Source organism: Pseudobutyrivibrio sp. JW11 (assembly GCF_900115355.1).
GTDB lineage: Bacteria > Bacillota > Clostridia > Lachnospirales > Lachnospiraceae > Pseudobutyrivibrio > Pseudobutyrivibrio ruminis.
The window spans coordinates 1-26,664 of the sequence record NZ_FOWB01000023.1 but is presented as its reverse complement, the minus strand read 5'-3'; the positions used below and the strand labels follow the sequence as shown (position 1 = coordinate 26,664).

The 26,664-nt window shown below is 33.6% G+C and carries 22 protein-coding genes; 20 read left to right on the top strand and 2 right to left on the bottom strand.

What is annotated here, in order from left to right:
* Positions 1-229: 229 nt before the first annotated feature.
* Entirely contained in the window at positions 230-562 is a 333-nt protein-coding gene (locus BM102_RS13635) for a hypothetical protein (RefSeq protein WP_090482849.1), read from the bottom strand.
* Between the two features lie 214 nt (positions 563-776).
* Here BM102_RS13635 and BM102_RS13630 point away from each other — a divergent pair, with 214 nt between their 5' ends.
* The 4 genes from BM102_RS13630 to BM102_RS13615 all read left to right on the top strand — a co-directional run bounded on the left by BM102_RS13630 (position 777) and on the right by BM102_RS13615 (position 4,476).
* Positions 777-2,168: a hypothetical protein gene (locus tag BM102_RS13630; RefSeq protein WP_090482846.1), complete on the top strand. Its 1,392-nt coding sequence runs from the start codon at positions 777-779 to the stop codon at positions 2,166-2,168.
* 151 nt (positions 2,169-2,319) lie between these two features.
* The gene (locus BM102_RS13625) at positions 2,320-2,619 is read left to right on the top strand and encodes a nucleoside triphosphate pyrophosphohydrolase (protein ID WP_242942946.1); all 300 of its coding nucleotides are present in this window, start codon (positions 2,320-2,322) and stop codon (positions 2,617-2,619) included.
* Positions 2,616-3,749 carry an HNH endonuclease domain-containing protein gene (locus tag BM102_RS13620; RefSeq protein ID WP_330388647.1) on the top strand — a complete coding sequence of 378 codons (1,134 nt, stop codon included), beginning with the start codon at positions 2,616-2,618 and terminating at the stop codon, positions 3,747-3,749. Before BM102_RS13625 ends, BM102_RS13620 begins: the two co-directional genes overlap by 4 nt.
* Positions 3,750-3,903: 154 nt before the next feature.
* Entirely contained in the window at positions 3,904-4,476 is a 573-nt protein-coding gene (locus BM102_RS13615; protein ID WP_090482843.1) for a TFIIB-type zinc ribbon-containing protein, read from the top strand.
* A gap of 89 nt (positions 4,477-4,565) precedes the next feature.
* Here the strand turns inward: BM102_RS13615 and BM102_RS13610 are convergent, their stop codons facing one another.
* Entirely contained in the window at positions 4,566-5,360 is a 795-nt protein-coding gene (locus BM102_RS13610) for a hypothetical protein (protein WP_090482841.1), read from the bottom strand.
* Positions 5,361-5,670: 310 nt separating this feature from the next.
* Here BM102_RS13610 and BM102_RS13605 point away from each other — a divergent pair, with 310 nt between their 5' ends.
* From BM102_RS13605 to BM102_RS13530, 16 genes are all read left to right on the top strand, one after another.
* Entirely contained in the window at positions 5,671-5,871 is a 201-nt protein-coding gene (locus tag BM102_RS13605) for a helix-turn-helix domain-containing protein (protein ID WP_090482838.1), read from the top strand.
* Positions 5,872-5,889: 18 nt separating this feature from the next.
* Positions 5,890-7,038, top strand: a complete 1,149-nt coding sequence (locus BM102_RS13600) for a restriction endonuclease subunit S (RefSeq protein ID WP_090482835.1) — start codon at positions 5,890-5,892, stop codon at positions 7,036-7,038.
* A gap of 24 nt (positions 7,039-7,062) precedes the next feature.
* Positions 7,063-8,523 (top strand): type I restriction-modification system subunit M, encoded by a 1,461-nt coding sequence (locus BM102_RS13595; RefSeq protein ID WP_090482832.1) that lies wholly within the window; start codon positions 7,063-7,065, stop codon positions 8,521-8,523.
* A gap of 64 nt (positions 8,524-8,587) precedes the next feature.
* A complete protein-coding gene (locus tag BM102_RS13590; protein ID WP_090482830.1) occupies positions 8,588-9,043 on the top strand; it encodes a hypothetical protein in 456 nt (151 codons plus the stop codon).
* Between the two features lie 22 nt (positions 9,044-9,065).
* Positions 9,066-10,199, top strand: coding sequence for a restriction endonuclease subunit S (locus BM102_RS13585; protein ID WP_090482827.1), 1,134 nt, complete (start codon positions 9,066-9,068; stop codon positions 10,197-10,199).
* A gap of 12 nt (positions 10,200-10,211) precedes the next feature.
* A complete protein-coding gene (locus BM102_RS13580) occupies positions 10,212-10,610 on the top strand; it encodes a hypothetical protein (RefSeq protein ID WP_090482824.1) in 399 nt (132 codons plus the stop codon).
* Positions 10,611-10,677: 67 nt separating this feature from the next.
* Positions 10,678-14,028 (top strand): DEAD/DEAH box helicase family protein, encoded by a 3,351-nt coding sequence (locus BM102_RS13575; protein WP_090482820.1) that lies wholly within the window; start codon positions 10,678-10,680, stop codon positions 14,026-14,028.
* Positions 14,029-14,169: 141 nt separating this feature from the next.
* The gene (locus tag BM102_RS13570; protein WP_090482817.1) at positions 14,170-17,619 is read left to right on the top strand and encodes an SIR2 family protein; all 3,450 of its coding nucleotides are present in this window, start codon (positions 14,170-14,172) and stop codon (positions 17,617-17,619) included.
* A 28-nt stretch (positions 17,620-17,647) separates the two neighbouring features.
* The gene (locus BM102_RS13565; RefSeq protein WP_090482814.1) at positions 17,648-18,433 is read left to right on the top strand and encodes a DUF5677 domain-containing protein; all 786 of its coding nucleotides are present in this window, start codon (positions 17,648-17,650) and stop codon (positions 18,431-18,433) included.
* A gap of 25 nt (positions 18,434-18,458) precedes the next feature.
* On the top strand, positions 18,459-19,457 hold the full coding sequence (locus BM102_RS13560) for a restriction endonuclease (protein ID WP_090482812.1): 999 nt from the start codon (positions 18,459-18,461) through the stop codon (positions 19,455-19,457).
* Between the two features lie 12 nt (positions 19,458-19,469).
* Positions 19,470-20,279: a hypothetical protein gene (locus tag BM102_RS13555; RefSeq protein WP_090482810.1), complete on the top strand. Its 810-nt coding sequence runs from the start codon at positions 19,470-19,472 to the stop codon at positions 20,277-20,279.
* A gap of 26 nt (positions 20,280-20,305) precedes the next feature.
* A complete protein-coding gene (locus BM102_RS13550) occupies positions 20,306-21,514 on the top strand; it encodes a hypothetical protein (protein ID WP_090482807.1) in 1,209 nt (402 codons plus the stop codon).
* A gap of 256 nt (positions 21,515-21,770) precedes the next feature.
* The gene (locus BM102_RS13545) at positions 21,771-23,537 is read left to right on the top strand and encodes a MotA/TolQ/ExbB proton channel family protein (RefSeq protein WP_090482804.1); all 1,767 of its coding nucleotides are present in this window, start codon (positions 21,771-21,773) and stop codon (positions 23,535-23,537) included.
* Between the two features lie 4 nt (positions 23,538-23,541).
* On the top strand, positions 23,542-24,270 hold the full coding sequence (locus BM102_RS13540) for an OmpA family protein (protein ID WP_090482802.1): 729 nt from the start codon (positions 23,542-23,544) through the stop codon (positions 24,268-24,270).
* Positions 24,271-24,272: 2 nt separating this feature from the next.
* Positions 24,273-25,493 carry a hypothetical protein gene (locus BM102_RS13535; RefSeq protein ID WP_090482799.1) on the top strand — a complete coding sequence of 407 codons (1,221 nt, stop codon included), beginning with the start codon at positions 24,273-24,275 and terminating at the stop codon, positions 25,491-25,493.
* Between the two features lie 9 nt (positions 25,494-25,502).
* Complete coding sequence (locus BM102_RS13530) at positions 25,503-26,573, top strand: UvrD-helicase domain-containing protein (protein WP_090482796.1); 1,071 nt, start codon at positions 25,503-25,505, stop codon at positions 26,571-26,573.
* The last annotated feature ends 91 nt before the right edge of the window (positions 26,574-26,664 follow it).

Sequence of the window (26,664 nt, the reverse complement as noted above, 5' to 3'; positions counted from 1 at the left end):
GAAGGTCGGTATTAATCAAAGACAAACAAGAGCTGTAGCTGGCAGGAGTTTTCTCCGTGGGGCATAGACCCTGGTAAATAGCTTGGCTGGCACTCAGTGTATGAACAGGTGGGACGAAGGAAGTTGGGACACGATCCCTATAGACACGGAAGGTTCACTATCATAGCTAACAGAGGAATAAACGCCTTCATAAAGAAAAATCAGGATGCTTTATGAAGTGTACCTAAAATTAGCTATTCAGTACCAGATACAATGACTGTTCATGCAATTTTGCTCTTGATTTGAGGTTATAAAGGAAGAAAAAATACCTATAATTCAAGCATTTGAGGCTTGAAACATTAGGAAGGATGAAAATACAGCTAGCCCAACGATTATTAATTCGTTCAATTGTTAAATTTTTAAATTCATCAGATTTTATATTTATAATAGATATATTTCCATCTATATTTCCTTCAGTTAAACATTTTTCTACAATACTTCGTATTTTTTCTTTTGAGATTTTCTTTAAATTCTTTTGATTTTTAGCTTCTGCATATCGTTTTTCTAAGTCTAATTTTTTCATGGGATACCTCCAATTCATATAAATATATATACCTGTATTTATGCATATTATATGGTATGCTCGAAATGATTTCAAAGTTTAATGATATGGTATTATTTTCAATTATAAACACCTCTAATTCGTATATACGGTAAAAACAAGTTGCTAATTATAAAAGCAGAAGGTAGTATATCGTATATACGATATACTAATTATAAAGTAAGGAGAGAAATATATGGCTGGAAAAAAGAAAGGCTTAATTGCCACGTGCTTAGAAGTAGATTATAAGGAGGAAGTACGTAAAGAAATATCTTTGGGGATGGAGTACAAAGACAAAATAAGTAAAGGGCAATATATAATTGAGGTTATAGAAGGTGATGGACTAGTAATTAAATTATATTTTGTCGAAAAAATCACTGAGTGTGAGATGAAAAAAAACAAGAAGTCTTCCTCAAAATATTTTGTGATGAATGAAAACTATTTGTATTCAGAGCCTATACCTAAAGAATTATCGTATGTTGATAGAAAAGATTTTGAAAGAGCAATTAATTATTTAGTTTCACGTGTAGAGTTCAATTATTTTATTACAAAAAAAGATAAGATTGATGATGAACGAAAAGATTATTTAATTCGTATATACGGTGAAGATAATAATTACGAAGATATTCCTGATGTGGAATTTCCACAAAGACTTCAAGAGATTAATTGTTATGATTATAGTTTATATCAAATTGTATCATTGCATGTTTTATGTAAAGATTTAATAAAATGTCTAGAAGAAAATGACGTAATGTGTAATTTGGATGCAATTGCTGTTGAGGGTATAATTAAAGAAATATGTGCAAAACATGGAGATAATGCTTTCGTTGAAGAAAAAAAGCGACAAATATGGAATTCCCCTCCAACTGTATTTTCTATAGAGGAGACAAAAGAAATAGTTTTTAATCATAGAAGTGATTTTGAGATAAAGCTAAATTTTCATGCTTTGTGGGATCTTATCAAAAACTTATTACTTGTTATATATGTGCCTAGTGTTTTGATTTTATTAAAAAATGATTATGAAAACAAATTATACATATATATACTTTTTGCTGTTGTATACATGATGGCGTTAATATTTTCAAATGAAAAACAAATTGATAAGTTTAAATCCTTCATGAAGAAATATGATAAGGATATTCATTATTCTGACTTATATCTTAGGGGACTTACTATAATGACGTATTTTTTGATTTTTACATTTGAGATTATTAGAGGAATAATTAAAACTGTATCGTCATTATTATTGTACGGAGTATGTAATATTGCTGTTTCTATGGCATGTGTTTATATGTTTGTTTTTATTTGTTCGCTTATGCCCCTTGTTATTATAAATTTAGAGAATAAAACAAAGATGATTAAAAATCTAAAGGTAGTAAAAAATGTATTTGCAATATTACTATATTTTGTGTCTTCCGTTTTAGCTATATGGAATTTTAAATTAAATAAGTTTACTAGTTTTTCTACGCCTCTTGATGTTGTTAAATTTTTAATCTTATTTTTTATCGTTATATATGGATTTATTTTTGTAATTGATAAAATAAGAATAATCAAAGTGCTATCACAGAAGGATAATTCTGAAAAATAATAAAATGTAAAGGTGCCTATTTAGTTTATATTTCATGGCTTTTATGAAATATAAAGGACTGTCGAAAGACAGTCTTTTTCTTTGCCCTAAAAGAAAAATTATATGGTATAATTATTCTAGTTTGGGGTTATATTACCCAGGGAGAATAATAGTGGGAAAGTTAGTAAGGGATAAGATTCCACGGATAATCCAGGCTGATGGAAAGAGTCCAATAATTAGGACTTTATCAGAAGAGGATTACTTGCAGGAATTGGATAAAAAACTAAATGAAGAAGTGGCAGAATATCAGGCTGACAAATCCATAGAGGAAATGGCTGATGTGCTGGAAGTGCTTTATGCAATATGTGAAGCCAGAGGACATTCTTTGGAGGAGCTTGAGCAAGTACGCAAGGAGAAGTCTGATAAGCGCGGAGCTTTTAAAGAACGTATTTATTGGGAGGGGAACCAATGATGAATCTGCCATATTCTGATGAACTTCATATCGAATATCTGAGCCGACTTTTTGATAATACAAGCGAGTGCTATAAGTTCTTTTGGTTTAAGGCTATTCTTGAAAAAGTGGTTGCGGGCCATACAGAAATAGCTTTTGAAGAACTGGTAGACGACATGATTGCTAGTGCTTGGTACATGGTTACAGAGTATCATCTGAACCTTGGACCAAAGGATACATTAGAAAGTCTGGTCAATCTCATAAAAGATAAGAATCCAAGCTTTACTTCAAATATCAAAAAGCCTGAACTTATCGCATATTTATCTGAGACGCAGGATAAAGAAATAAATTCAAAGAAGAGAACATTGATATTAAATGTTCCTTATCGTTTACAAGCACCTTTTGTTCCTGGAATAAAGGGAAAAGCTTGGGATGTTCCAAAAGATACACTTATTGAAAATATTAATAATCACAGCGGCATCATGTATTACTTCCTAGGGTTAAATGGCCTGTCATCCAAAATCATTGTGAAGGATGAATGGGTTAATTACTTTGTGAAGAATCAGGAGATTATTCGAGGCTGGCTTGAGTACAACATGATTCTATATTTACAAAGAAGAAATCCGAATGTGCCAGGTATTGCTGACAAGCTGTACCCACCTCAGGAACGTAAATTGGATGACGTGAAGAAATACTGGAAGTTGATTCTGACTGTATCGCCAGAGCCTGTGGAAGAGATATATGGTAAGACAATATTGACTCCAAATGATATATCTATAGATCATTTTGTGCCTTGGTCTTATGTGGCTCACGATGAGATGTGGAATTTGCATCCGACTACTAAGAGTATTAATAGTACCAAAAGTAATAATCTACCGGATTGGGATACGTATTTTGATGCGCTAGTTCGAATGGAATATAAGTCGTATATCGTGATGCGTAAATACGATAGAGTACGCAAGGAATTTGAAAAATGTGCAAATAAACATTTTAATGACGAGGATGTTAGATATCGTATATACGATACTGAAATTAAGTATGGTCAATTTAAAGAGGAACTTGAAAAAGTGATACTTCCGGTATATAAGTCGGCGCAGAATTGCGGATTTATGGAGTGGAAGTATATAGATGATAAAAGAATCATCGTATAATTTAAAGCACCATTACACTTAATTATTTGAACTTATTTAGATTAATACTAGATTCATAATGTATCGATAATGTTAATCTTTAATTGTTATCAGATTTTTAACACAAAGTCTTGATATAATTATTTTTACATGAATCTATTGGAGGTTGATAATATTGAAAACAAGTGTTTTAAACTGCCCTAATTGTAAAGCAAATATAAAAATTGCTACAAAGAAACAAGAATATTTATTTTGTCCATATTGTGGATCACAAGTATTTTTAGATGAAGAAAAAGGGTCGTATACGTACAATTACAATTATACTAAAAGGACAATTAATGATGCTGAGGTGATTCGCGCTAAAACAGAAGAAAAGAAAGCACGATATGAACATCGTTCAGGCTGGTATTGGGTAATTGGATTTATTATTTTCTATGCAGGAATCTTTTTATACGGGTATTATAGCGATATACAGGAGCAAAAGGCAGCAGATATTGCAAAAAGTGAGGGAAAGATTAGTGCAGGAGATTATTATGATTATGAGGAAAAAAACTATCTTTCAGTACAAAAGCAACTTGAAAGTGCAGGATTTACAAATATAGAATTGGTTGATTTAAATGATGCTAGTTGGTTCAGTAAAACGAAAAAGAAAGATACTGTTGAAAATGTATCAATTAATGGTTCTTCTGCATTTTATGATTCAGATTATTTTGAAAAAGATGCAAAGATTGTTATAACGTATCATTGAATATAAGTAAAAAAGAGCAAGGATAACTTGCTCTTTTCTTTGCCTTCAAAAGTAAGTGCCTGTCATACAGGTTTATTATCTACTGTTCTTTACCATTCAAAATCTGTTAATACCAGTGTGTATGTTTCACCTGGAGTAATGCCGTAAATATAAGTGTCTTCGCTTTTGAACTTATCACCAGCGTCTAGACCAGTGCCAATAAGAACTTGACCGGAATCAACTAGGTATTCTTCGCTATCGTATAGTTTGTAGCTAAATTTATCATAGGAATATGTACTGCTATTACCGCTGGTTTTTTCTCCAGATATAACTATAAGCATTGTAGCGTCAGAAAAGCTTGTATCAACATAATACGATACATCAGTAATGGTATATTTTCCTTCAATTCCACCAAATATTCCTTTTTGAACTACCTCGATTGGAAGATCATTAACTATTAAAGTAGTTTCTTTTAGTGGAAGGCATGCATATGCTGTGCAATCTGCTTCGCTAAATGAAAAGTACTCCCCGGTTACTGTAAAGTGCACTGTTCCCGAATCGGTAGAGCCTGGGGTTATTTCTTCTTCATCGATTCTTACATTAGCTAGAAATTGCTTTCCCTCTGCATCGCTTGTGTATGTACCAAAGTCATTAGTGGTTATTTCCTTTATTCCAATATATACAGTTTCTTCGTTGTCATTTTCTATTCTTATTTCGACTGTGCAAGCAGCTGAAGTTTCATTTTTGAATACATCCTCTAGTCCAAAGAAAAGGCTATAGTCGTTTGTATCTTCATTGTATTGGAACGACCAATCATTCATGCGTTCTACAGTAACTCCAGATGAACATCCACATAATATGCATATGGCTGTGATGAAAAGAAAAGATAAAGTCTTTTTATTCATATATACCTCACCTCTGATAGTTGTTAATGAGTTATTTTGAAAATAACATATAATTGTGTGAGAAGAGTTAACTGTTATGAAAGATTACAGATAGAATTCTTTTTTAGGATACATATTGTGAATGGCTTTTTACAATAATATGAAATTACAAAAATTTCTAAAAATGAGTATTTTGCCACTGTCATTTTTAGGATATAATTCTTGCGAACAGGAGAATTTTATCGGACAATTTTATGGTGTTGTGATATACTTTAAATTAGCGTGTTTAGTGTATTTGTTCACTGTTTAAACAGTGAGGAGGAAACATTTTATGGCAGTATCATATCAGAAACTATTTAATTTAATGCGTGACAAGAAAATGAAGCGTAAAGATTTAATAGAAAAAGCAGGCATTAGCTACGCAACTATTGCGAAGCTTGAGAAGGGCGAGAATGTCCAAATGGAAGTTTTGGAAAAGATTTGTAAAGAATTTAAATGTCAGCTCAATGATATTGCAGAGATAATAAATTGAGATTTGTAGGGATGATAGATGGAAATTGAAGTAGGTCAGCTTATTACAAAAGCGAAGACAAAGAGATGTGGTGATGGTGAATATCCAGTATTATCAATGACTATGCATGATGGACTTGTATTCCAGAATGATAGATTTAAGAAACAGATAGCATCTGTAGATCAATCGAATTATCAAGTTGTTAGTAGACATCAACTAGTGGAAAGCTTTCCAATAGATGAAGGAGTTTTAGCTGTTCAAGAATTAACTGATGAAGGCATTGTTAGTCCAGCATATAAAATATGGGATGTAGATACTGAAAAGGTTGCACCCGTGTATTTAGAATATGCACTTAGGTCACCTAGAAGTATTGAATATTATAAATCAAAACTTAGAGGGACAACGGCGCGAAGAAGGAGTATTACTGATACTGAGTTTTGTGCTATGAAGATTAATTGTCCTTCACTTGATAAACAAGAAGAAATACTTGATATTCTACAAAGAACAAAGCAATTAATTAATTGTAGGAAAAATGAATTAGAATTTTTAGACGAACTCATCAAAGCCCGATTTGTCGAGCTCTTTGGAGATCCAGTTTTGAATGAAAAAGGCTGGAAGACTTGCCCATTTCTTGATATGGGTAGTTGCAAGAATGGAATGAATTTTCATTATGAGGATAGTGGAGTAGTACTAAACTGTTTAGGTGTAGGAGACTTTAAAGATTACTCAGTTATTACAAATACGGAATTATTACCAACAGTTTCTTTGAATGAGATGCCTTCAGAGGAATATTTGTTAAGGGATGATGACATTGTATTTGTAAGATCTAATGGTAATAAAGCATTGGTTGGTAGAAGCGTAGCTGTTTATCCAGGGAATATACCTACAACATTTAGCGGATTTTGTATTAGGTATAGAAAACATGATGATGGTATTACAATTCCATATCTTCTCAGAGTTTTGAAGGCTGATTCTATAAGAAAAAAGATGACTGGTAGAGGTGCTAATATACAAAACTTAAATCAGCAGATTTTAGGTACACTTATTATTCCGGTGCCACCATTAGATTTACAGAAACAATTCGGGGATTTTGTAAAACAGGTCGACAAATCAAAAGTTGCAGTTCAAAAGTCATTAGATGAGACTCAAAAACTATTCGATAGCTTAATGCAAGAGTATTTTGGATAAACATATTATTTAGGAGAGTATTACATGATTACAGGCGAATTAAAAAACAAAATTGATAAAATATGGGAGACCTTTTGGACGGGTGGTATTACTAATCCATTAGATGTAATTGAACAATTTACATATTTTTTATTTATCAAGCAGTTGGATGACGTTGAGACAACCAAGGAAAATGAAGCAAATTTCTTAAATGTTCCATTTGAATCAATGTTTCCAGGGGATTGCCAGAATTATAGATGGAGTAAGTTTAAAAACCTTGGGTCTGCAGATGAGATGTATGAAGTTGTAGCGAATGGTGTGTTCCCATTCATCAAGAATCTCCATCAAGATGGTGATTCTGCTTACGCTAGATATATGGGAGATGCGATTTTTAAGGTCCCTACAGCTGCTATGTTAACCAAAATTGTTGATGGAATAGATCAGTTAGAGTTAGGAGATGAAGATACAAAGGGCGATCTTTATGAGTATTTGCTCTCAAAGGTTGCTACAGCTGGTACAAACGGACAGTTTAGAACTCCAAGACATATTATCGAAATGATGGTTGAACTGACTAAACCGCAGCCAGATGATCTTATTATAGATCCGGCCATGGGATCAGCTGGATTCTTGATTGCTGCTCAAACATATTTACGTAATAATCATGCAGATATGTTCTTGGATGCAAAGAAGAGAGATCATTTCAATAATGATATGTTCTATGGAAATGATATGGATAGAACAATGCTTCGTATTGGTGCAATGAATATGCTACTTCATGGAGTAGAGAATCCTAACATTTCTTATCGAGATAGTTTGTCTGAGCAGAATACTGATTTTGAAAAGTATTCTTTAGTCCTTGCAAATCCTCCATTTAAGGGAAGCTTAGATTATGAAGCGGTATCGGCAGATCTTTTAAAAGTAACAAAGACTAAGAAGACAGAATTGCTTTTCTTGGCTTTATTCCTTCGAATTCTGAAAAAAGGTGGAAGAGCAGCTGTTATTGTTCCGGATGGAGTATTATTTGGCTCTAGTAAGGCTCATAAGCAGATTCGGAAGGAAATAATCGAGAATAATAAGTTGGATGCGGTTATTTCTATGCCTAGTGGTGTTTTTAAACCATATGCCGGAGTATCTACTGCGATTCTTATTTTTACTAAGACGGGAACAGGCGGAACAGATAATGTTTGGTTCTATGATATGAAGGCAGATGGATATAGCTTAGACGATAAGCGTCAGGAAATACAGAATAATGATATTCCTGATATTATTGAGCGTTTCAATAACATGGATTCTGAGAAGGATCGAAAACGTACTGAGCAAAGCTTTTTTGTTCCAGTAGATGAGATTATAAGTAATGATTATGACTTGTCTATTAACAAGTATAAAGAAGTTGTTTATGAGAAGGTTGAATATGAGCCAACAGATGTAATCATTGGAAAGATTGAGTCTATCGAAAATGAAATCCAAAGTGAGTTGGCAGAACTGAAAAGGCTCTTGAATTTATAAAAAACAAATTGAGATTTGTAAAGATAGTATAGAGCAGACTGAAAATATTTTACGAGGTGAAGCAATGGAGACAAAAGAATGGATTCAAGTAGTTGTGGAAATCATTGGAAATGGAGTGGCATTAGCTATTTTTGGAAAATGGCTTGATATAAAATTTAAAAGCGCTGAGAGAAAGGACGAGTTACATTCCTCAACTGTAAAGAATTTTTTTGAAGAGTTAGTAAAGCTTAATAAAGCAATGATTCAGGTAAATGCTACGATTCAAATTAATAAGATAAACGACAGTAGCAAAATAATTCAGCTTTTAAAAGACAATGTGATGGCAAAATGGGTTGAGATTATTAATATATATGATACATATGAATATGATCTAAAGAAATTTGAAAAAGAATATAAAGAATTAGATGAAGCTTGGAAAGATTTTGTTTCACAAACTGATCCAATCGAATTGGATAAAAAGTTAGATATTTTCAAGCAAAAAAATAAAGCATTAATTAATTCAGTTAGAAAAAAATACTAATTGAGATTTGTAGGGATGATAGATGAAGACACTAGGTGAGATATTTGAGATTGGATCAGGGGGTACACCATCCAAGTCACATCCAGAGTATTATGATGGAAATATTCCGTGGGTAAAAACTGGAGACTTAAAAGATGAATACTTATATTCAGTTGAAGATTGCATTTCGGAAGAGGGATTAAATAATTCTTCGGCTAAAATGTATCCGTCCGGGACTGTACTTATTGCTATGTATGGGGCGACCATTGGAGCAACATCTATACTGAAATTTGATGCTTGTACAAATCAGGCATGTGCAGCTTTTAAGCCATGTGAAGAGGTGCTTCCCGAGTATTTATATTTTTTTCTTAGAAGCAAAAAGCAGAAGTTCATTAGTGATGGTGTTGGTGGAGCACAGCCAAATATTTCAGCACGATATTTAAAGAATGTCAGTATAGATATTAGAAATATAAAAGAACAGGAGAAGATAGTAACTGTTCTTGATAAGCTAAATGGGATTATTCAGAAGCGTCAGAAAGAAATAGATGAATTGGATGAGCTCATCAAAGCCCGATTTGTCGAACTCTTTGGAGATATAAATATTAATGATAAAGGTTGGGATATTGAGCCACTTGGAAACTTATGCACTATTGTTAGAGGCGGATCTCCAAGGCCTATTGAACAATTTTTGGGTGGAGATGTTCCTTGGATTAAGATTGGTGATGCGACTGATGGAGATAACATATATCTAAATTCAACAAAGGAGCATATTATACAAGAAGGAGTAAAGAAAAGTAGATTGGTTAAAGCTGGTAGCTTGATTTTTGCAAACTGTGGAGTATCACTCGGGTTTGCTAGAATCATTACTTTTGACGGATGCATTCATGATGGATGGCTTGCAATGGAAGATATTGATGAAAGACTTGATAAAGTATTTTTGTTACAAGCGTTAAATCAGATGACAGAACATTTTAGAGCAATAGCTCCAGCTGGAACTCAGCCTAATTTGAATACAGCAATAATGAAAGCGTACAGGCAAGTATTGCCTCCGCTTGAATTACAAAAAGAGTTTATTGCTTTTGCTAAACAAGTCGACAAATCAAAAGTTGTAGTGCAAAAGTCACTAGAGGAAACTCAAAAAATATTTGATAGCTTGATGCAAGAATATTTTGGATGATGAGGGAGATTTATGGATTATATTACCATAGCACCATGGATTGCAATTGCGATAACTTTAATACTATCAGTTTTAGTCCCTGTGTTTTCACAAATAGCGAATAATCAATTTCAGTTGAAACTTAGAAAGCTAGACGATAAAAGCAAAGTTACTGATAGAAGATTGAATGCATATGAAGATTTTTTTCAGAAAGTCGGAGCATGTATTTCATACGCACAAGTAGAAAATGTCACAGATGCAGGAGCTAGCATTCAAAGACTTTATGCTTATATAGATGAAGAACAATGGGAATTATTGGATCAGTTATTCGATCTTGTAAAGGAAAATAACTGGAAAGAAGCCAAAGAAACGATGAAGAAGGTAAGTAAGATTTTGGCACATGATATAAAACAGATGGATGCAAGAAAATAATAGATTGATTGTTAAAACCACTATGGCATTACTTTATGAGGTTGGTGTATGAAGGGATGGGGTTTTTATGGAGACAAATTTTGATTATTTATTATCGAAAAAAGAATATAAGGACTTTGCAGCACAAGCTATCGAAGCAGAGAAGAGCCTTTCTATTTCACCAGCTACATGTGCCATTCTCGCAAGAAGAGCGCTTGAATTAGCTGTGCGTTTTGTATATTCCTATGATGCAGAATTACGTCTTCCATATCAGGATAACATTTCTAGCTTGATTCATGAAGATACGTTCAGAAGTATCATTGAGCCAAGGCTGTTCCCTATGCTTAAGTTTACTATACATCTGGGAAATGTTGCTGTTCATACTAATAGCAATATTAAACGAGATGATGCAATTATAGCATTAAGGGATTTATATGAATTCTGCGATTGGATTGATTATTCCTATTCAGAAGAGTATGAGGAAAAATCATTTGATGAAAGCATATTAGCATCTGGAGATGAAAAGCGTGTTAAGGCTGATGAGCTAAGAGCACTTTATGAGGACTTAAGCAGCAAAGACAAAAAGCTTGAAGATGTTCTTAAAGAAAATGCCGAATTACGCCGTAAGATGGCGAATGAACGTAAATCAAATGTCCAAAAACGAGAGTATCACATTGATAAGATTAGTGAAGCAGAAACGAGAAAGAAGTTTATTGATGTTGCTCTTAAGGAAGCAGGATGGAGTATTGGTTCTAATTGTACAATTGAGGAACCTGTTACAGGAATGCCTAATCCATCAGGTACAGGATTTGTAGATTATGTTCTTTGGGGAAAGAACTGTATGCCTTTAGCTGTAGTGGAAGCTAAGAAGGCTTCAGTTGATCCAATAGTGGGAAGCCAGCAGGCTAAGCTCTATGCTGATTGTTTACAGAATCAGTATAATCAGCGTCCGCTTATCTTTACGACTAATGGTTTTGAATTTTACTATGAAAATGATGTAATAGGTTATCCAAAACGTGAAGTATCTGGTTTTTTTACACCGGATGAATTGCAGCTGGAAGTTGATAGAAGAAAGCAAAGAATTCCACTAGATCGAATTGAAATAAGTGATGATATAACAAACCGCCCTTATCAGAAAGAGGCGGTTACAGCTGTTTGCGATGCTATTATGAAAAAGCATCGCAAGATGTTAATTGTACAGGCTACAGGTTCAGGTAAAACTCGTGTTAGTATCAGCATTGTTGATGTTTTACGTAGACATAACTACGTTAAGAATATTTTATTCTTGGCAGATCGTACAGCTCTAGTAAAGCAAGCAAAGAATAACTATACCCATTTATTAGAGGATTTATCTTGCTGTAATCTTCTTGATAACAAAGATGATCCAGAAAGCTGCCGCATGATTTTCTCAACGTATCCAACAATGATGAATGCGATTGATGAAAAGAAGAACAAGTTTGGAGAAAGATTATTTGGACCAGGTCATTTTGATTTAATTATTTGTGATGAAGTACATAGATCAATATATAGAAAATACCAGGAGATTTTCGAATATTTTGATGCAATGCTTCTCGGAATGACTGCTACTCCAAAGAATGAAATAGATAAGAATACTTACGGCATTTTTGACTTAGAGCGTGGGGTTCCAACATTTGCGTATGAGTTAGAAAAGGCCGTTGAAGAGCATTACCTTGTGAATTATTCAACTTTAGAATATACGTCTCAGATTATGGAAGATGGTATTCATTATGATCAGCTGAGCGATGAGGACAAGGAACAGTATGAAGAAACCTTTGAGGACGATGATACTATAGGAAATGATATTTCTAGTGAAGCTATAAATACATGGTTATTTAATGCAGATACAATCGATACGGTTCTTCAGGAATTAATGGAAAAAGGACTGAAAATAGAAGGCGGAGATAAACTTGGTAAGACTATCATTTTTGCCAAGAACAGTTTGCATGCAAAGGCTATTGTCGAGAGATTTAATAAAATATTCCCAGAATACGGTGGAGATTTTATTAAACAGATAGATTACTCAATTAAGTATGTTGATTCATTAATTGATGATTTCAGCACCAGTGAGAAGATGCCGCAGATAGCTGTATCAGTTGATATGCTCGATACTGGTATTGATATCCCGGAGATTCTTAATCTTGTGTTCTTCAAAAAAGTTAGAAGCTATTCAAAATTTTGGCAGATGATTGGTAGAGGAACAAGATTATGTCCTAATTTGCTTGGGGAAGGAATTGATAAAGAGAGATTTTTGATTTTCGATTTCTGTAATAATTTTGAGTTCTTCAGAGTAAATAAGAATGGTGCAGAAAACGGCATACAGGCAAGTTTGAGTGAAAAAATATATAACACGCGAGCTCAGATTTGCAGGGAACTCCAAGCAGCTACTTTCACGACTGACGATGATTATGTCACATACAGAGACGAGACAGTAGAGGATTTGCGTGAGTTGGTTATTAAGCTAAATGATGATAGCTTTGCAGTAAAAAGGCATCTGAGATATGTGGAAGATTTTAGACGTGCTCTCACATGGCAGAATCTTGAAACTAAAGAAATCTCAGATATAAAAGAGCATATTGCTCCATTAGTTAAACCGGAATCCGATAATGAATTGGCAAAACGCTTTGATTATCTGATTTATAGCATTGATTTGGGAATGCTGCAGAGTAAGAACATTCAGCAAGCTGTTAGAACAGTAGTATATACAGCTGAGATTCTTTCACGCATGTATACGATTCCGCAAGTTAAGATGCAGCGTGAAACTATCGAAAAAGTTCAGACTCAGGAATTCTGGGACAACACAAATATCCTTGAGTTAAATGATGTACGAAAAGCTTTGCGAGATCTGTTACAGTACATTGAAAGAAAAAAACGAAAAGTATACTATGTAGATTTTCCAGACGTCATAACAGAGCCAACTGGTGGTAATCCAATTGATCCTGGTATTGGCATGGAAAACTATAAGAAGAAGGTTGAGTTCTATCTAAAAGAACATGCTGATAATCTTTCAGTCTATAAGTTGCGTAATAATAAACGTCTTACAGAACACGACATGAAGGAATTAGAACGCATTCTTTGGAAAGAACTTGGTACAAAAGAGGATTATCAGAAGGAATATGGTGATAAACCTATAGGACGCTTGGTGCGTCAGATTGTAGGCGTAGACAGGGATGCTGTAAATGAGGCATTTAGCAAATTCCTTTCTGATGAACATTTAAATGTAAACCAGATTAGATTCGTAAGATTAATTGTTGATTACATTGTTAAGAATGGAAATATTGAAGATAACTCAGCTCTTCAACAGGAACCATTTAAGTCTGTTGGAAGTATAACAATGTTGTTTAAGGATGACATGTCTACTGCGCGAGAACTGTTAGATATAATTGCGCAGATTAAAGAAAATTCAGAGATGATGGCATAATAAAAGTCTGATTACTTAAACTGGAGATATAAGTAATGCTGATATAAGTAATGCGGATAATAACAAAGGTAATTTTGGCGAGAAGTGCCTGACCTGAATGTGGTTGGGCACTTATGCCTAAATGAATCGGGGGATTTTACAGTGTATTTTAATGGAATTGATTTTCCTAATGAAATAGTTGAATCAATAAAAAATGGAAAACTTGTTGTATTTGCTGGCGCAGGTGCATCGGTTGACAAGCCTACCTCATTACCAAATTTTGAAACTCTTACAGAAATGATTGCTGAGGACACTGGCAAGACATTAGGAAAAAATGATTTGTGCGAAGTGTTTTTGGGCGCTTTAGAAGCACAAGGAATTGATGTAAGAGGACTAGCTGCGGAAATACTATCTGGCACTTGTTTAGATCACAATAAACTGCATGAGGCTATTGTTGATTTATTTAATTGTCGGGATGATATAAAAATTGTTACAACAAATTATGATCAAATGTTTGAACATGTAGTTCAATCGAGAGATGAAGGAATAGATGTATATAATGCACCTACATTACCTTTAGGTGATGATATTAGTGGGGTGGTTCATATACATGGTAATGTTAATAACCCTAAATATATGGTTTTGACTGATGAAGATTTTGGAAAAGCATATCTAACAGAAGGATATGCTTCTCGTTTTCTTGTACGTTTATTTGAGTCATATACAGTCTTATTTATAGGATATAGTTATAACGATACAATTCTTAGATATTTAACACGTGCAATGTCAAGAAATGATAGTTGTAAAAGATATATTCTTACAGATGATAAAAAGACTGATTGGCCGTTGTTAGGAATAAATCCAATTTACTTTCCAAAACGTAGTTATGCTGTCATGCGTGATGGACTAAAAAAACTAGGTGTCGGCTCAAAAAAGGGATTACTGGAGTGGAAATCTCAGTTTGAATTAATTAAAGATAATCCACCAAGAGATATGACTGGTGATAAAGAAATAGAATATTGTTTGGGAGATGAAGAAAAAAGCACTTTATTAGCAAAGGCCATTCGTGGAAAAGAATGGATGGATTATTTAGATAGAAAAGGCGTTTTTTCCGAGTGCTTTTCACCCACCAATAGTGGAAATAATAGCCATATATGGGCAGTCTGGTTATGTGATAATTTCGTTGGGGGAGATGATGAATCATTATTGGAGTTGATACTTTCTCATAAGAATACTATTAATCCAAAGTTTGCGGACGAAATAGCACACCGATTGATTGCCATTGATGGAGAGATTGATACATACTATTTTGCGAATTATATATTATTAATTGAAAAATATATTCATAATGATTGGACGCTTGTTAAGCTTATAGAGATAGCATCGAATAATAAGCAATGGAAAACTGCTTTTCTACTTTTGAAAAGGCTGTTTGTTATAGATATGACTCTTATTCAAAAAGGATGGCTTGTACCAGATGGTGTGGAGCTAAAACATTCTTTCTTTGGAGGCTTTTTCCATGTAAACAGAGCATGGGAATTGATGAAGAAAGATGTAGTTATTGAATTCCCAAGGGACGTTATCTTTTTTGTAGAAGAAAAAATAAATGAATTACATCAGAAATATGACATTGTTGGTCAAGGCGTAAATAACGGAGTTGCAATTGAAATAGCGATGCTTGATATTGAAAACAAGAAAAATAGCTATCGTGAGGACCAATTAGAGATACTTGCCAATATGTATGTAGAATCAGCATTGAGATTACATAAAGATGAAAATGCTTTTTTAAGACAAGTTCTTTTGAATGATCTTAATTCAGATTCAGCATTGATGAGAAAGGTAGCTTTAAGGGCTTTTAGAGAAACAAGTGCATTCTCACCGAATGAAAAAGTGACTTTTATTATAAATAATGAATATCTGGATAATACAGAATGTAAGGAACAAGTTTTTTTACTAGCAGCGAAGTGTTTTCCTCAATTAAGCCATGCTGAAAAGAAGGACCTTATTCAAGCAATTAAAGAGTTAGATTCAGGAGACAAAAGTAGTGTTAGTTATCGAGTTTATAATTGGATTGTTTGGTTGAATCGAGCGGACTTATCAGATCAATATACACATAACTTGAAAGAACAGCTTCAAAATGAGTATGGTTATAAGGAATCAAAACATCCAGAACTGATATTGTCTCCAACAGAGGTGGAGTGGAGTCATAATCAAAGCCCCGTTTCTGAAGAAAAGTTTATTTCATTAGAGATAGATAAGGCTATTAATTGGCTGGTTTCATTTAATGAAAATCCATTTGAAGGCCCTTCTCGTGAAGGATTATTAAACACTTTTTCTGCCTGTATTACAAAGAATGTTGAATGGGGGAAAAAAGTATTTGAGCAATTGGTTAAGAATGGAATATGGAATGAAGATATATGGCAGTGTGGAATATATGCTTCAATGAATGGTGAGTATTCTTTAGATGATGCATTATGGATTCTTAGGCTATTTAATAAAAATATTACTAGCATAGGAAATGTGTCTCTTATTGCTGAATACTTGTGGAAAATGGTTGAACGTTCTGATGCTAGGGATTTCGTTTTAAAGTATGAGAGCGAAATCTTTGAAATCACCAAAAATCTGTGGAATGCACGTAACAAAAAAGAAATCGACGATTTAAAAGGTGGAAGAATAATAGAAGCCACTTTATATACAGCATTAGGATATATTTTGCTTTCATGGATTTATATGGTTTCATTCCATGAAGAAAGAATTATTCCTGCTCAATACCAGGCTTGTTTTAATGATGCTTTGTCATTGAAAACAACTGAAAAGAATGTTGCAAGATGTATTCTGGTTGGACATTTCAATTTCTTTTGTTATAGGAACAAAGATTGGAGTTTGGATAAACTAGCACCGCTTCTCATTAGTAATAACAAAGACTGTTTTACTAGTTCATGGGGAGGAATTGTTTACTTCTCTTCTAGAATCAATAGTGATACTGTCGATATTATTGAGCCTATATATTTTAAGGCTCTAAAGCATATTGATTGGCTAGATGATGAGGCTTTGCGTGCTTTCACAGAATTATTATTAACACTAATGATTTATGTTGTTGATAAGCCAACATTAAAATATATTCCTGAGTATTATAAGTGTATTTCAACTAGAAAAAGAACTATTTTGATTAATACAATTAATGCTAGACTTAGAGATATGGATGCCTCAAAAAAGCTAGAATGGTGGAATTCTTGGTTGAAGCGTTTTATTGTAAATCGTAAGAATAACAAACCTTGTATATTGGAAGAAGAAGAAAATCAAGAAATATTGGATCTAGTTACAGTTTTTCCAGAACAATTTGAAGACGTTGTAGAAGTCGTTTGTAAAGGAAAAATGCCTAAGAAAATAGATAGTTCTTTTTGGCTACAATTACAGGAAATGAACCTTTCAAGTGAAAAACCACATTATATGGCCAAATTGCTAATCAGAATACTTGAAAGTGCTGAAGAAATTAGTTTTTCGGATATCTTTATTGTAAAAATAGTGGAAGAACTTGGGCCTTTAGATACGAAAGAAAAGAAAGAACTACAAGAAGTATTATTGAAACGAAATATTGGTGTAGAACTGTAGAGTAACTAAATGATGTTGCGAGGGGGTTATGATTCAGAGGAGTATAGAAAAGTATTTACTAAAAGATTTATTTGAAGTAATTTCCAAAGTTGAAAATCAAGTTCTATATGCTATCAGAAATGAAAAACTTTTAGGGAACTTGGATGATATAGATTTATTAGTTCCAGCTTTGACGACAAGCATATCTCTTACTCGACAGATTATTCTACTTTGCGAAAATGGTTTTCCAGATGGTTCGCTAATTCTTGCAAGAAACATTTATGAACAAAGAATTATTTGTTCATTCATTGAGGAACGCGAGGATACAACAGAGCGTGAGGAATTACTAAAGAGGTATTTCCAAGATGCTGAGTTAACTAGATTGAAATACCTTAATGAGCAGGCAAAACGATTTAGTATAATAGATGATATGGAAAATACTGATAGACTAATCAAAGAGCACCAAGAGAAGTATGGAAGTTCGTTTAAGCAATACTGGTGGAGTGGGAAGAATAGTTTTAAAGAACTGTCTGATGTAATTACCAATAGAGAAGATTCTCATCGTGGTCTTTTTAATAACATGCATATGGAATATAAGATGGCTTGTATCGCTATGCATCCATCAGCTTTTGGTAATAGAATGAATATTGGATCAAAAGTAGTTGGTGTTGATATGAGGATACGTGATACAGGACATGAGCATGCTTTGTTTCTTGCAACAGCTTCATTAATATCACTTGTAGGTCATACATATCATTATTTAGAACTTGATGATAGTTTTGTTTTAAACGAATTAAACAGGTTAGGAGAGCATTATTGTAGAATGCTTATTTAAAAGAAGGAATCTTAAGGAGAATATAATGGTAGAAGGAAAAGTAGTATGGGGAATCCATACATTAAGAGACGACTTATTTGTTCCAAAAGGAATTATTGGTATTGGTTGGGAAGAAATTGGTGACATAAAACTAGCTGGAGATAGTAGAGATACTATTAAACAGACATATGCAAAAGTTTATCCAGATGCGACAACAGGCTCTGTTTCCACTTGTGTAGGTATGTTATATCGATTTGCTTATGAGGTTCAGGTAGGTGATTATGTAGTATATCCATCCAAAGTTGATCGTAAGATTAATATTGGAATAATTGAAAGTGATTATTATTACGAAAAGTCAGAAGTACAGTACACCAATAGACGTAAGGTAAAATGGCTGAAGAGCTTTCCACGTACTGATTTTTCTCAGGGTGCTTTGTATGAGGTTGGTTCAGCTTTAACTTTCTTCCAGGTCAAGAATTATGCAGATGAATTCTTAGCTGCATTGGAAGGTAAAAAAGCTTTGCTTGATACAACTATTGATGAGTCAATAGGTGCAACTGCTGACGATATTCAGGAGATTACGAAAGATTTTGTTTTAAAGGAACTTAGCAAGAAGCTTAAGGGCTATGATTTTGAACACTTTGTAGCCAATCTTTTGAATGCAATGGGCTATAGAACTAGGGTTTCTAAGCAAGGTGGAGATAGTGGCATTGACATTGTTGCCTACAAAGACGAATTTCCACCTCGTATCTGTGTGCAGGTAAAGAGTATTGATGGTGACATCAAAGAATCGACCATTCAATCCTTGCGTGGTGCAATGAGTGAAGGAGATTATGGTGTTTTTGTAACATTATCTGATTATACACAAAATGCTAAGGCATACTTAGAGCAGCATCCTATAATCAGAGGCATCAATGGTTCTGAATTGGTGGATTTGGTTCTTCGTTATTATGATAAGTTAGATGATAAGTATCAGGACATTATTCCATTGAAGCAGGTTTATATTCCTGTGTTAAAAGAAGATGCTGAGATTGATTTAGCATAGGGGAGATTGTTAGTGCCAGGGATATTAAAGAGTGTTCGTATAAAATCTAATAATATTTGTTACGGTCCCGAACCTGATGTTGATGATGAGGTAGAGCAATATCTTACGATAGCAGCAACTGGACGAGTTTGGTTCTCGGCAAGAAATTATAATCAATACTTAAATGATGATGGTTTTTGCAGAAAGAAGCAGATAGGTATTGGTAAGTGGAAAGCTGAATTTCTTTTATCGTTATTTTCTAATCTTCCTCAAGTGCAAGAGTTTATAACAGACGTTGGTTTTTATGAAATAGAGTTTAGATATGATGACGGAGAATGCGAGAAAAATGTAGGCCCTCTTATAGGGAATGTATTTTCACATGCATATGGAAATGAAGCTGATGTAGATTTGACGAGATTGCTTCGCCGTTATATTCCAGTATATGGGCTATGGGTGTTTGATACTTCTACATCTCCTGACTATGAGGGGAAGAAAGCTGTTTATTTATTTGCAGAGTCCTGGGAGAAATTTTTTGAAAATCCAGATTCAAATATCAAATTTGAAGAGGAGTTTGGACGAGATTGCCAAGAACTTGGATTTCAGATGGACTGTGGTGAAAAATTTGTTTCAGAATGTAAGAAGCTAGGATGTGAGACGTCTTACGGAGATGGAATGAAAGAAGCAGTTGCGAAGATTAATGATATTGAAATAATAGGTTCAGGTATTTTTTCATACTGGAGGGGATTAACGCATTGGGATTATATGTATCATCTTGGTCCAGAAGAATGCGGAGTTTTTCTTTGCCTTCTGAGAAGACTTAAAGAGCTATCACAAAAGAAATAATTATTAGGGAATGAGGGTGTTAAAAAATGGCAGAGCTTGTGACTGTAGATAATAATGAATTAGTAATGGAGAAAAATGAAATATCAGCAATGACAGAGGAATTATTACTTGATGTCAGAACGGAAGCTATTCCTAAGGATAGAAGTATAGCTATGCCTATAGCTCAACTATCAACGCTTGGAGCTGGAGTTTCTTCTTTGATTCCAGCCTTAAATACTGTGACTACGACTACAACCATGAATGTTAGTGGCTTGTACCAGCTTGCAAATAAAGGTACTGGATATACTCTAAAAGTCGCTAAAAATGGTAATTTTTGGGGAGCATTTAAAACAGCTGAAGGAGGTTCTAAAATGGCTCAGCTCGCCGCAGCAGATCCTATTTCAGCGACAAACACTATAGCGTTGAATGCAAATCCAGCTATGATAATGATGTCTGTAGCCTTATTCTCCATTGAAAAAGAACTTGGAAACATTGCTGATATGGAGAAACAGATTCTTTCATTTCTTCAGATTGAAAAAGAATCTGAAATAGAAGCAGATGTTATAACGTTAAATGAAATAATCACTAAGTACAAGCATAATTGGGATAATGAGCATTATATTGCTAGCAACCACAAGATGGTTCTTGATATTCAAAGGACTGCAAGAAAAAATATGATTTCATCTCAGAAAAATGTTGCTGAGGCATTGAATTCCAAAAAACTTGTTGTTGTCCAAGGACAGGTGAATAACACTTTTAATGACTTACAAAAGAAGTTTAAATACTATAGATTATCGTTGTATACATTCTCGTTAGCATCATTGGTAGAGATAATGCTAAGTGGAAATTTCAAAGAAGAAAATATTGAAGCGTCCATCAAAGAGATAAGAAAAAATACGGATGAATATAGAAAACTATTTGGAGAGTGTTCAATTTTCCTAGAAAAAATGTCAAAAGGTTCCATTGAAACGAATGTATTAAAAGGACTTGGCACAGCTAGTGATGTAATGGGAAAATTCATTGGGAGCATACCTAAAATTAAAGAAGGTCAGGTTGATGAATTTTTGCAAGAGGCAGGTGGAAAGCTTAAAACAAATGCGCTAGGGATAAGCAACGATGTTATAGAGTCTTTTGCAGAGGTTAGTAATCCTAATACTGGTGTATTTCTGCAAAAGATGGAAGATATGATTCGTATTTACGATAAAACTACTGAAATTTGCTTTGATAATAAGAATATATATTTAATAGCAGGGTGATAGAGTAGAATCATAGCAGGCGAAGGAATAGCGTATTTTATTAGATTATCATACTTATTTCATATACCCGTGCTAAAATTAAATGAATTCTGTTTTGAGGAATAATTAATTAGCATAGAGTAACTATGGATAACAAAAATTTCGCTTGATGGATACAGTAGATACTTGATACTAACGAACGCAACATGTGCCATTTTCAAATGGAAAAAAATAATAGCAGAAATTATTTTTCTGTGTTGAGGTATAGGAGATATAAATGAATAAGGAAAACAAGAATAGTAAGTATTTAACACAAAGTTTAAATCCAAAGCGTTTATGGAAGATATTTGCGATTGGTCTGATTCTTCAATTATTACTTTGGGGATTTAGCGAACAAAAAATACCTAGTGGCACCAATCTTTTAGTAACTGCAATTTTTTGGGGTGCATTATTCTATATATTCCGTTGGATGAATAAAATAATAAAATTTTGCAGAACATATCAGACATCTTTTGAAACAATTACAAGTCAGATATTAGAGAGAGAAAAAATATCTGAAAATGATATCTTAGAAGAGATATTAGATAAGAGTATAAGTTTTGATAATTCAGAACTTGAATCGATTCTAGATGAATATCGTAAAGATGTTATTGAGGCGAGAAAGCTTAAGCCAGGATATCGAGGAGATATAGAAGAATATTTTAACTATGACTTCATGGATAAAGCATTTGAAAATGAATTTTTAAGCGTTATCCCATCTACAATGACAGGTTTAGGTATTTTAGGAACATTTGTCGGACTAGCAATTGGTCTTAATGCTTTTGATATATCAGGTAATGCCGAAGAAGTAGAAGCAAAAATTGTTCCATTAATGAATGGTATTAAAACTGCATTCCATACATCTATTATAGGTCTAATATACTCTTTGTTGCTTAACAAATATTTGTCTAAGCAGAAGGAAATGTTCGAACGGAGCTTAAATGCTTTTGTAGATGTATACAATAAACATGTTATAAAAGATTACATAGCTGGAAATACAGATACTAGCGATAAATATCAAAAGAAAATAGAGTATGTGCTACTACAGCAACTGCAGATTAGCTCTGAGTTAAACAACTCAATAAAGGCGCTTGCCGAGAATTCGCAAAAATCACAAAGCGAGAAAATGGGTGAAATAGTTGATGCTTTTATTGCTCAAATGAATACTTCACTTGGTGATACATTTACAGAATTACGAGCGATTATTGAGGAAACTAATAAATGGCAAAAAACAGCCTTGGAAGAAATGTCAAAAGTAATGACTGAAGTGAACTTACTTACAGTGGATCTTGCAAAGGTAAATGATCAGATTGCAAACACTGTAGACACTGTCAAAGAATATACTGACGATATCCATGCTACTCAGGAAAAAGTAGTAGAGAATTTAGATGCAGCAAATAATATTCTAAAGACAAATAATGATATTTCTACAAAACAGGAAGCTGTACTTCAAAATATAGCAGAAGAGTATAAGAAGACAGTTGAGGAATTGGACAAGTTTATAAAGATGGTTGGAGAAAACTCTGATGAGCAATATAAGAAGCTCGAAGAAGCAATAGATGACTATTTTGGACGAGTTGATGAAATTCATAACTATGCTATTAAGAATATAGAAAAGATTGCTGGGGATGCTGCTGAAAACCTAAATGGAGCATTTGGATATATTCAAAAATCAGACATTGATATATCTGAGTCTACAGACAAACTTTATAAGGTAATTAATAATATTAATAATAATATGGAAGCTCGTGTAAAGGAAACTTTTGCAGAGTTTGATACAGAGCTTGCCCAGATAACAAGACACTTCTCAGGAACAATAAAGCAAATGGATGATTCTATTGATAAGGTTCCAATTTTAGTAAATGAGACTTATGGAGATATGGAGCAAAAACTTAAGGAAATCCAAGTTCATATAGATAGTTATTTGGAATATGCCGATAAGTTACATCACAACATCGAGGCAAAATGGAATCAATTCAATTCTTATGAAAGTGAAAGAAAATAAGTAAATGAAGCGTGTAAAGAATAAAAAAAAGATATTAGACTATTGGCAATCTTATTCAGACATGATGGCAGCTTTGTTACTGGTCTTTGTTTTAATAATAGTAGTTACTATTATCCATGAGAAGAGTAACTATGAGCAAAAGCAAAAACTGATTCAAGATTATCAAGATCAGATTGAAGAGCAGCAGGAGAAGTTAGATGCAATTGTAGGAGTAAAAGGCGATATCATTACAAAACTAAATGAAGAATTTGCTGATTCAGATTTGGATATGAAGATAGATCCTGATACTGGAGCTATTAGCCTTGATTCTGCGGTTTTATTTGATTTCAATGAATATGAATTGTCCAGCCAAGGTAAAGCTATATTAGATGAGTTTTTCCCTAAATACTTTAGTGTTGTTTTGAGCGATGATGTTAAACCTTATATCTCAGAAATAATAATAGAAGGCCATACCGACGAGCAGGGTGGTTATATGTATAACCTAGATTTGTCTCAGAAAAGAGCTTTAGAAGTGGCAGATTATTGTTTGGGTGATGGGACAACAGTTATTACGCCAGATAGACTTGAAGAAGTAAGAGAAATTGTTACTGCAAACGGGCGCTCATATTATGGGCTAATAAGAAATGAGGATGGCTCTGTGAATGCAGAGGACTCTAGACGTGTAGAGTTCAAGTTTAGATTAAAAGAAGATGAAATGATTCAGTCTATTTCTGATATTTTGGAGGAACAGTAATAGTGAGCATGATAGTTTATCCCAACAAGCTACATAGCGCTCTTGAGATGGTAATGGAAGAACATCCTATTAAGGGTGAGCGATATAAAATGGTGACAAACGACCAGCGCCTTAAAGAATTAGTTAATATGGTTGTTAGTTGGGACTATGAGATTGTTGAGAAGAAATGTACTGTACTAAAGGAAAGTGATATCACTGAACTAGCAAGATATATTAATCAAAACAAATTTAAAGTTGAGCTGAAAAACATCTTCAAGACAATTGCTCTAAAGGGTAGTATAGAGGACTTTGCTGATATTTTAGAAGATTTTGAGAATTCTTATGATAATGAGAAACTTAAGAGTTTTATTTTTACTTGTTTAAATGATGGTTATAAAGAAAACCAAAGTGTTGTTTATAGCAAGACAAACAGTTTTATTGAGTATATAGCTGCTCAGCAAATTGACTCTGAAGCGATATATAAAATTTTAAGTAGCTCTGATGTATTGATAACATCAAGTCAATTAGCTAGTGATGATACCTTTGAAAAATTTAGGCACAACTTAGTGCAAATCGGAATAATAGATACAACTCATCTCTATAGTGATTGTTTGTCGAGATTCTTTTTGGTATGTGGTGAGCAAGCCTATGCTGATACTTTAGTAAGCGTTCTTGTAAATGTATTTGATGGATATTCTTATAAAGACAAAATTACTTTTGTCATAAATCTTTTAGATAAGGTTAGTATTACGAACCTGTTAAGAATGAATCAATTGTACCAAAAAATTCGGGGTTTCTTTTTGAATACACATAACGCTGAAAGTTTTAAACAAGAGCTAAAAAAGGCAGGGGTGCTGGATAAATTCGAAAAGTGGAGTTCATTAGTAACACTAGAAGTATCCTTAGGTGATCCAAGACGTTACGCTTTTTGGAAACAGTACGTCCTTGGCGGAAAATTATATAATAAGGCAGAAATCTTATATATAGACTTCGGCGAAATAGTAATAACAGAGTTTAAAGGCAAGGCTGCAGGTCCTTCTTATTTTTACACATCCGAGAGCTTTAAAAAGTCAATCGCTTATGCAGTTACGCACTATTCAAAGAACGAAGTACAAAGATATTTGTATGATAAGCATGTGAGTGGATTTGAAGGTGAAATATATAGAGGAGAACACAGAGGGGACTGGGAGTACGATTTTACCTATTATCTTCGTGCTAATGGAATTAAACCAGTGGCTTATTAATCGATAAATATGTGGGATAGTATAGAAGAAGCAAAAAAATATATAAATAGCGAAAAAAAGTATTGGTATAATCCTCAAAAGCGTGAGGATATTACAAATGCTATTTTTTATTGCGCAGATAATGGAGATGTAAATTCACAATATTTACTTTATTCAATTTATTACAAAAAGGCAGATTACAAATCTGCCTTTTTATGGTGCGTAAAGGCAGCAGAAAATGGAAATATACAAGCTCAATATGATTTAGGATTACATTATCTGTACGGGGATATAATTGACAAGGATATCACTAAAGCCCTTAGTTGGCTTGAACAATCAGCGGAAAATGGTTATCAAGAGGCAAATAAAAAACTTGTTAATCTATATCGAGCTAACACAATTGTAAGAATTAACGAACAAAGAGCAAAGTATTGGGCTGATAGATTAAGCGGATATACGGTTGAAGAGATTGGCCGACCACTTCTCTTGGAAGAGTGGATGGTTCAACAACCAGAGACTTTTACTAAAAAAGCGAAGGTCAAGGTATCAGAAAAAACAGTTCAAGCTGACAAAGAGAGTACAACAATTGGTAGAACATTTACTCCAGTTGAGCAAGATTATGTCATTAACGGAGATATAAATAAGAGTTTTGTGGTCAATGCAGGACCTGGAACAGGAAAAACATATTCATTAATCAGAAGACTAGATTATCTTGTTTCTAATGGAATCGACGCTGATGATATTGTGGTTATTAGTTTTACCAATGCAGTTGTTGATGAGGTTAAAATAAGGCTTAATCAGCTTGCTAATGAAAATGGTAACAATGCACTTAGAAACACATTTGTGCGAACATACCATTCATTGGCCTGGTGGTTATTAAAAATGGGAAATGAATACATAGATGAAGAAGGCTTTGATTGGGAAGAAATAAATACTAGTTTTTCTCAATTAAATTATGAGGATGGTCTAATCAAAGCAGCTAAAATGATAGAAAAAAATCCAGAAGTAGTTGGGACATGGAAGTGTTTAGTTGTTGATGAAATCCAAGATATTAATAACGGAAAAGCGATGTTTGTAATGGCTTTAGTAGACGCATGGTAAACGGTAAATCATGAGTACCTCGTTCCATTTGTTCGGATTTGAGATAATTCTGTATAACAACTATGGATTGTATGGAAACTATGGATATAGT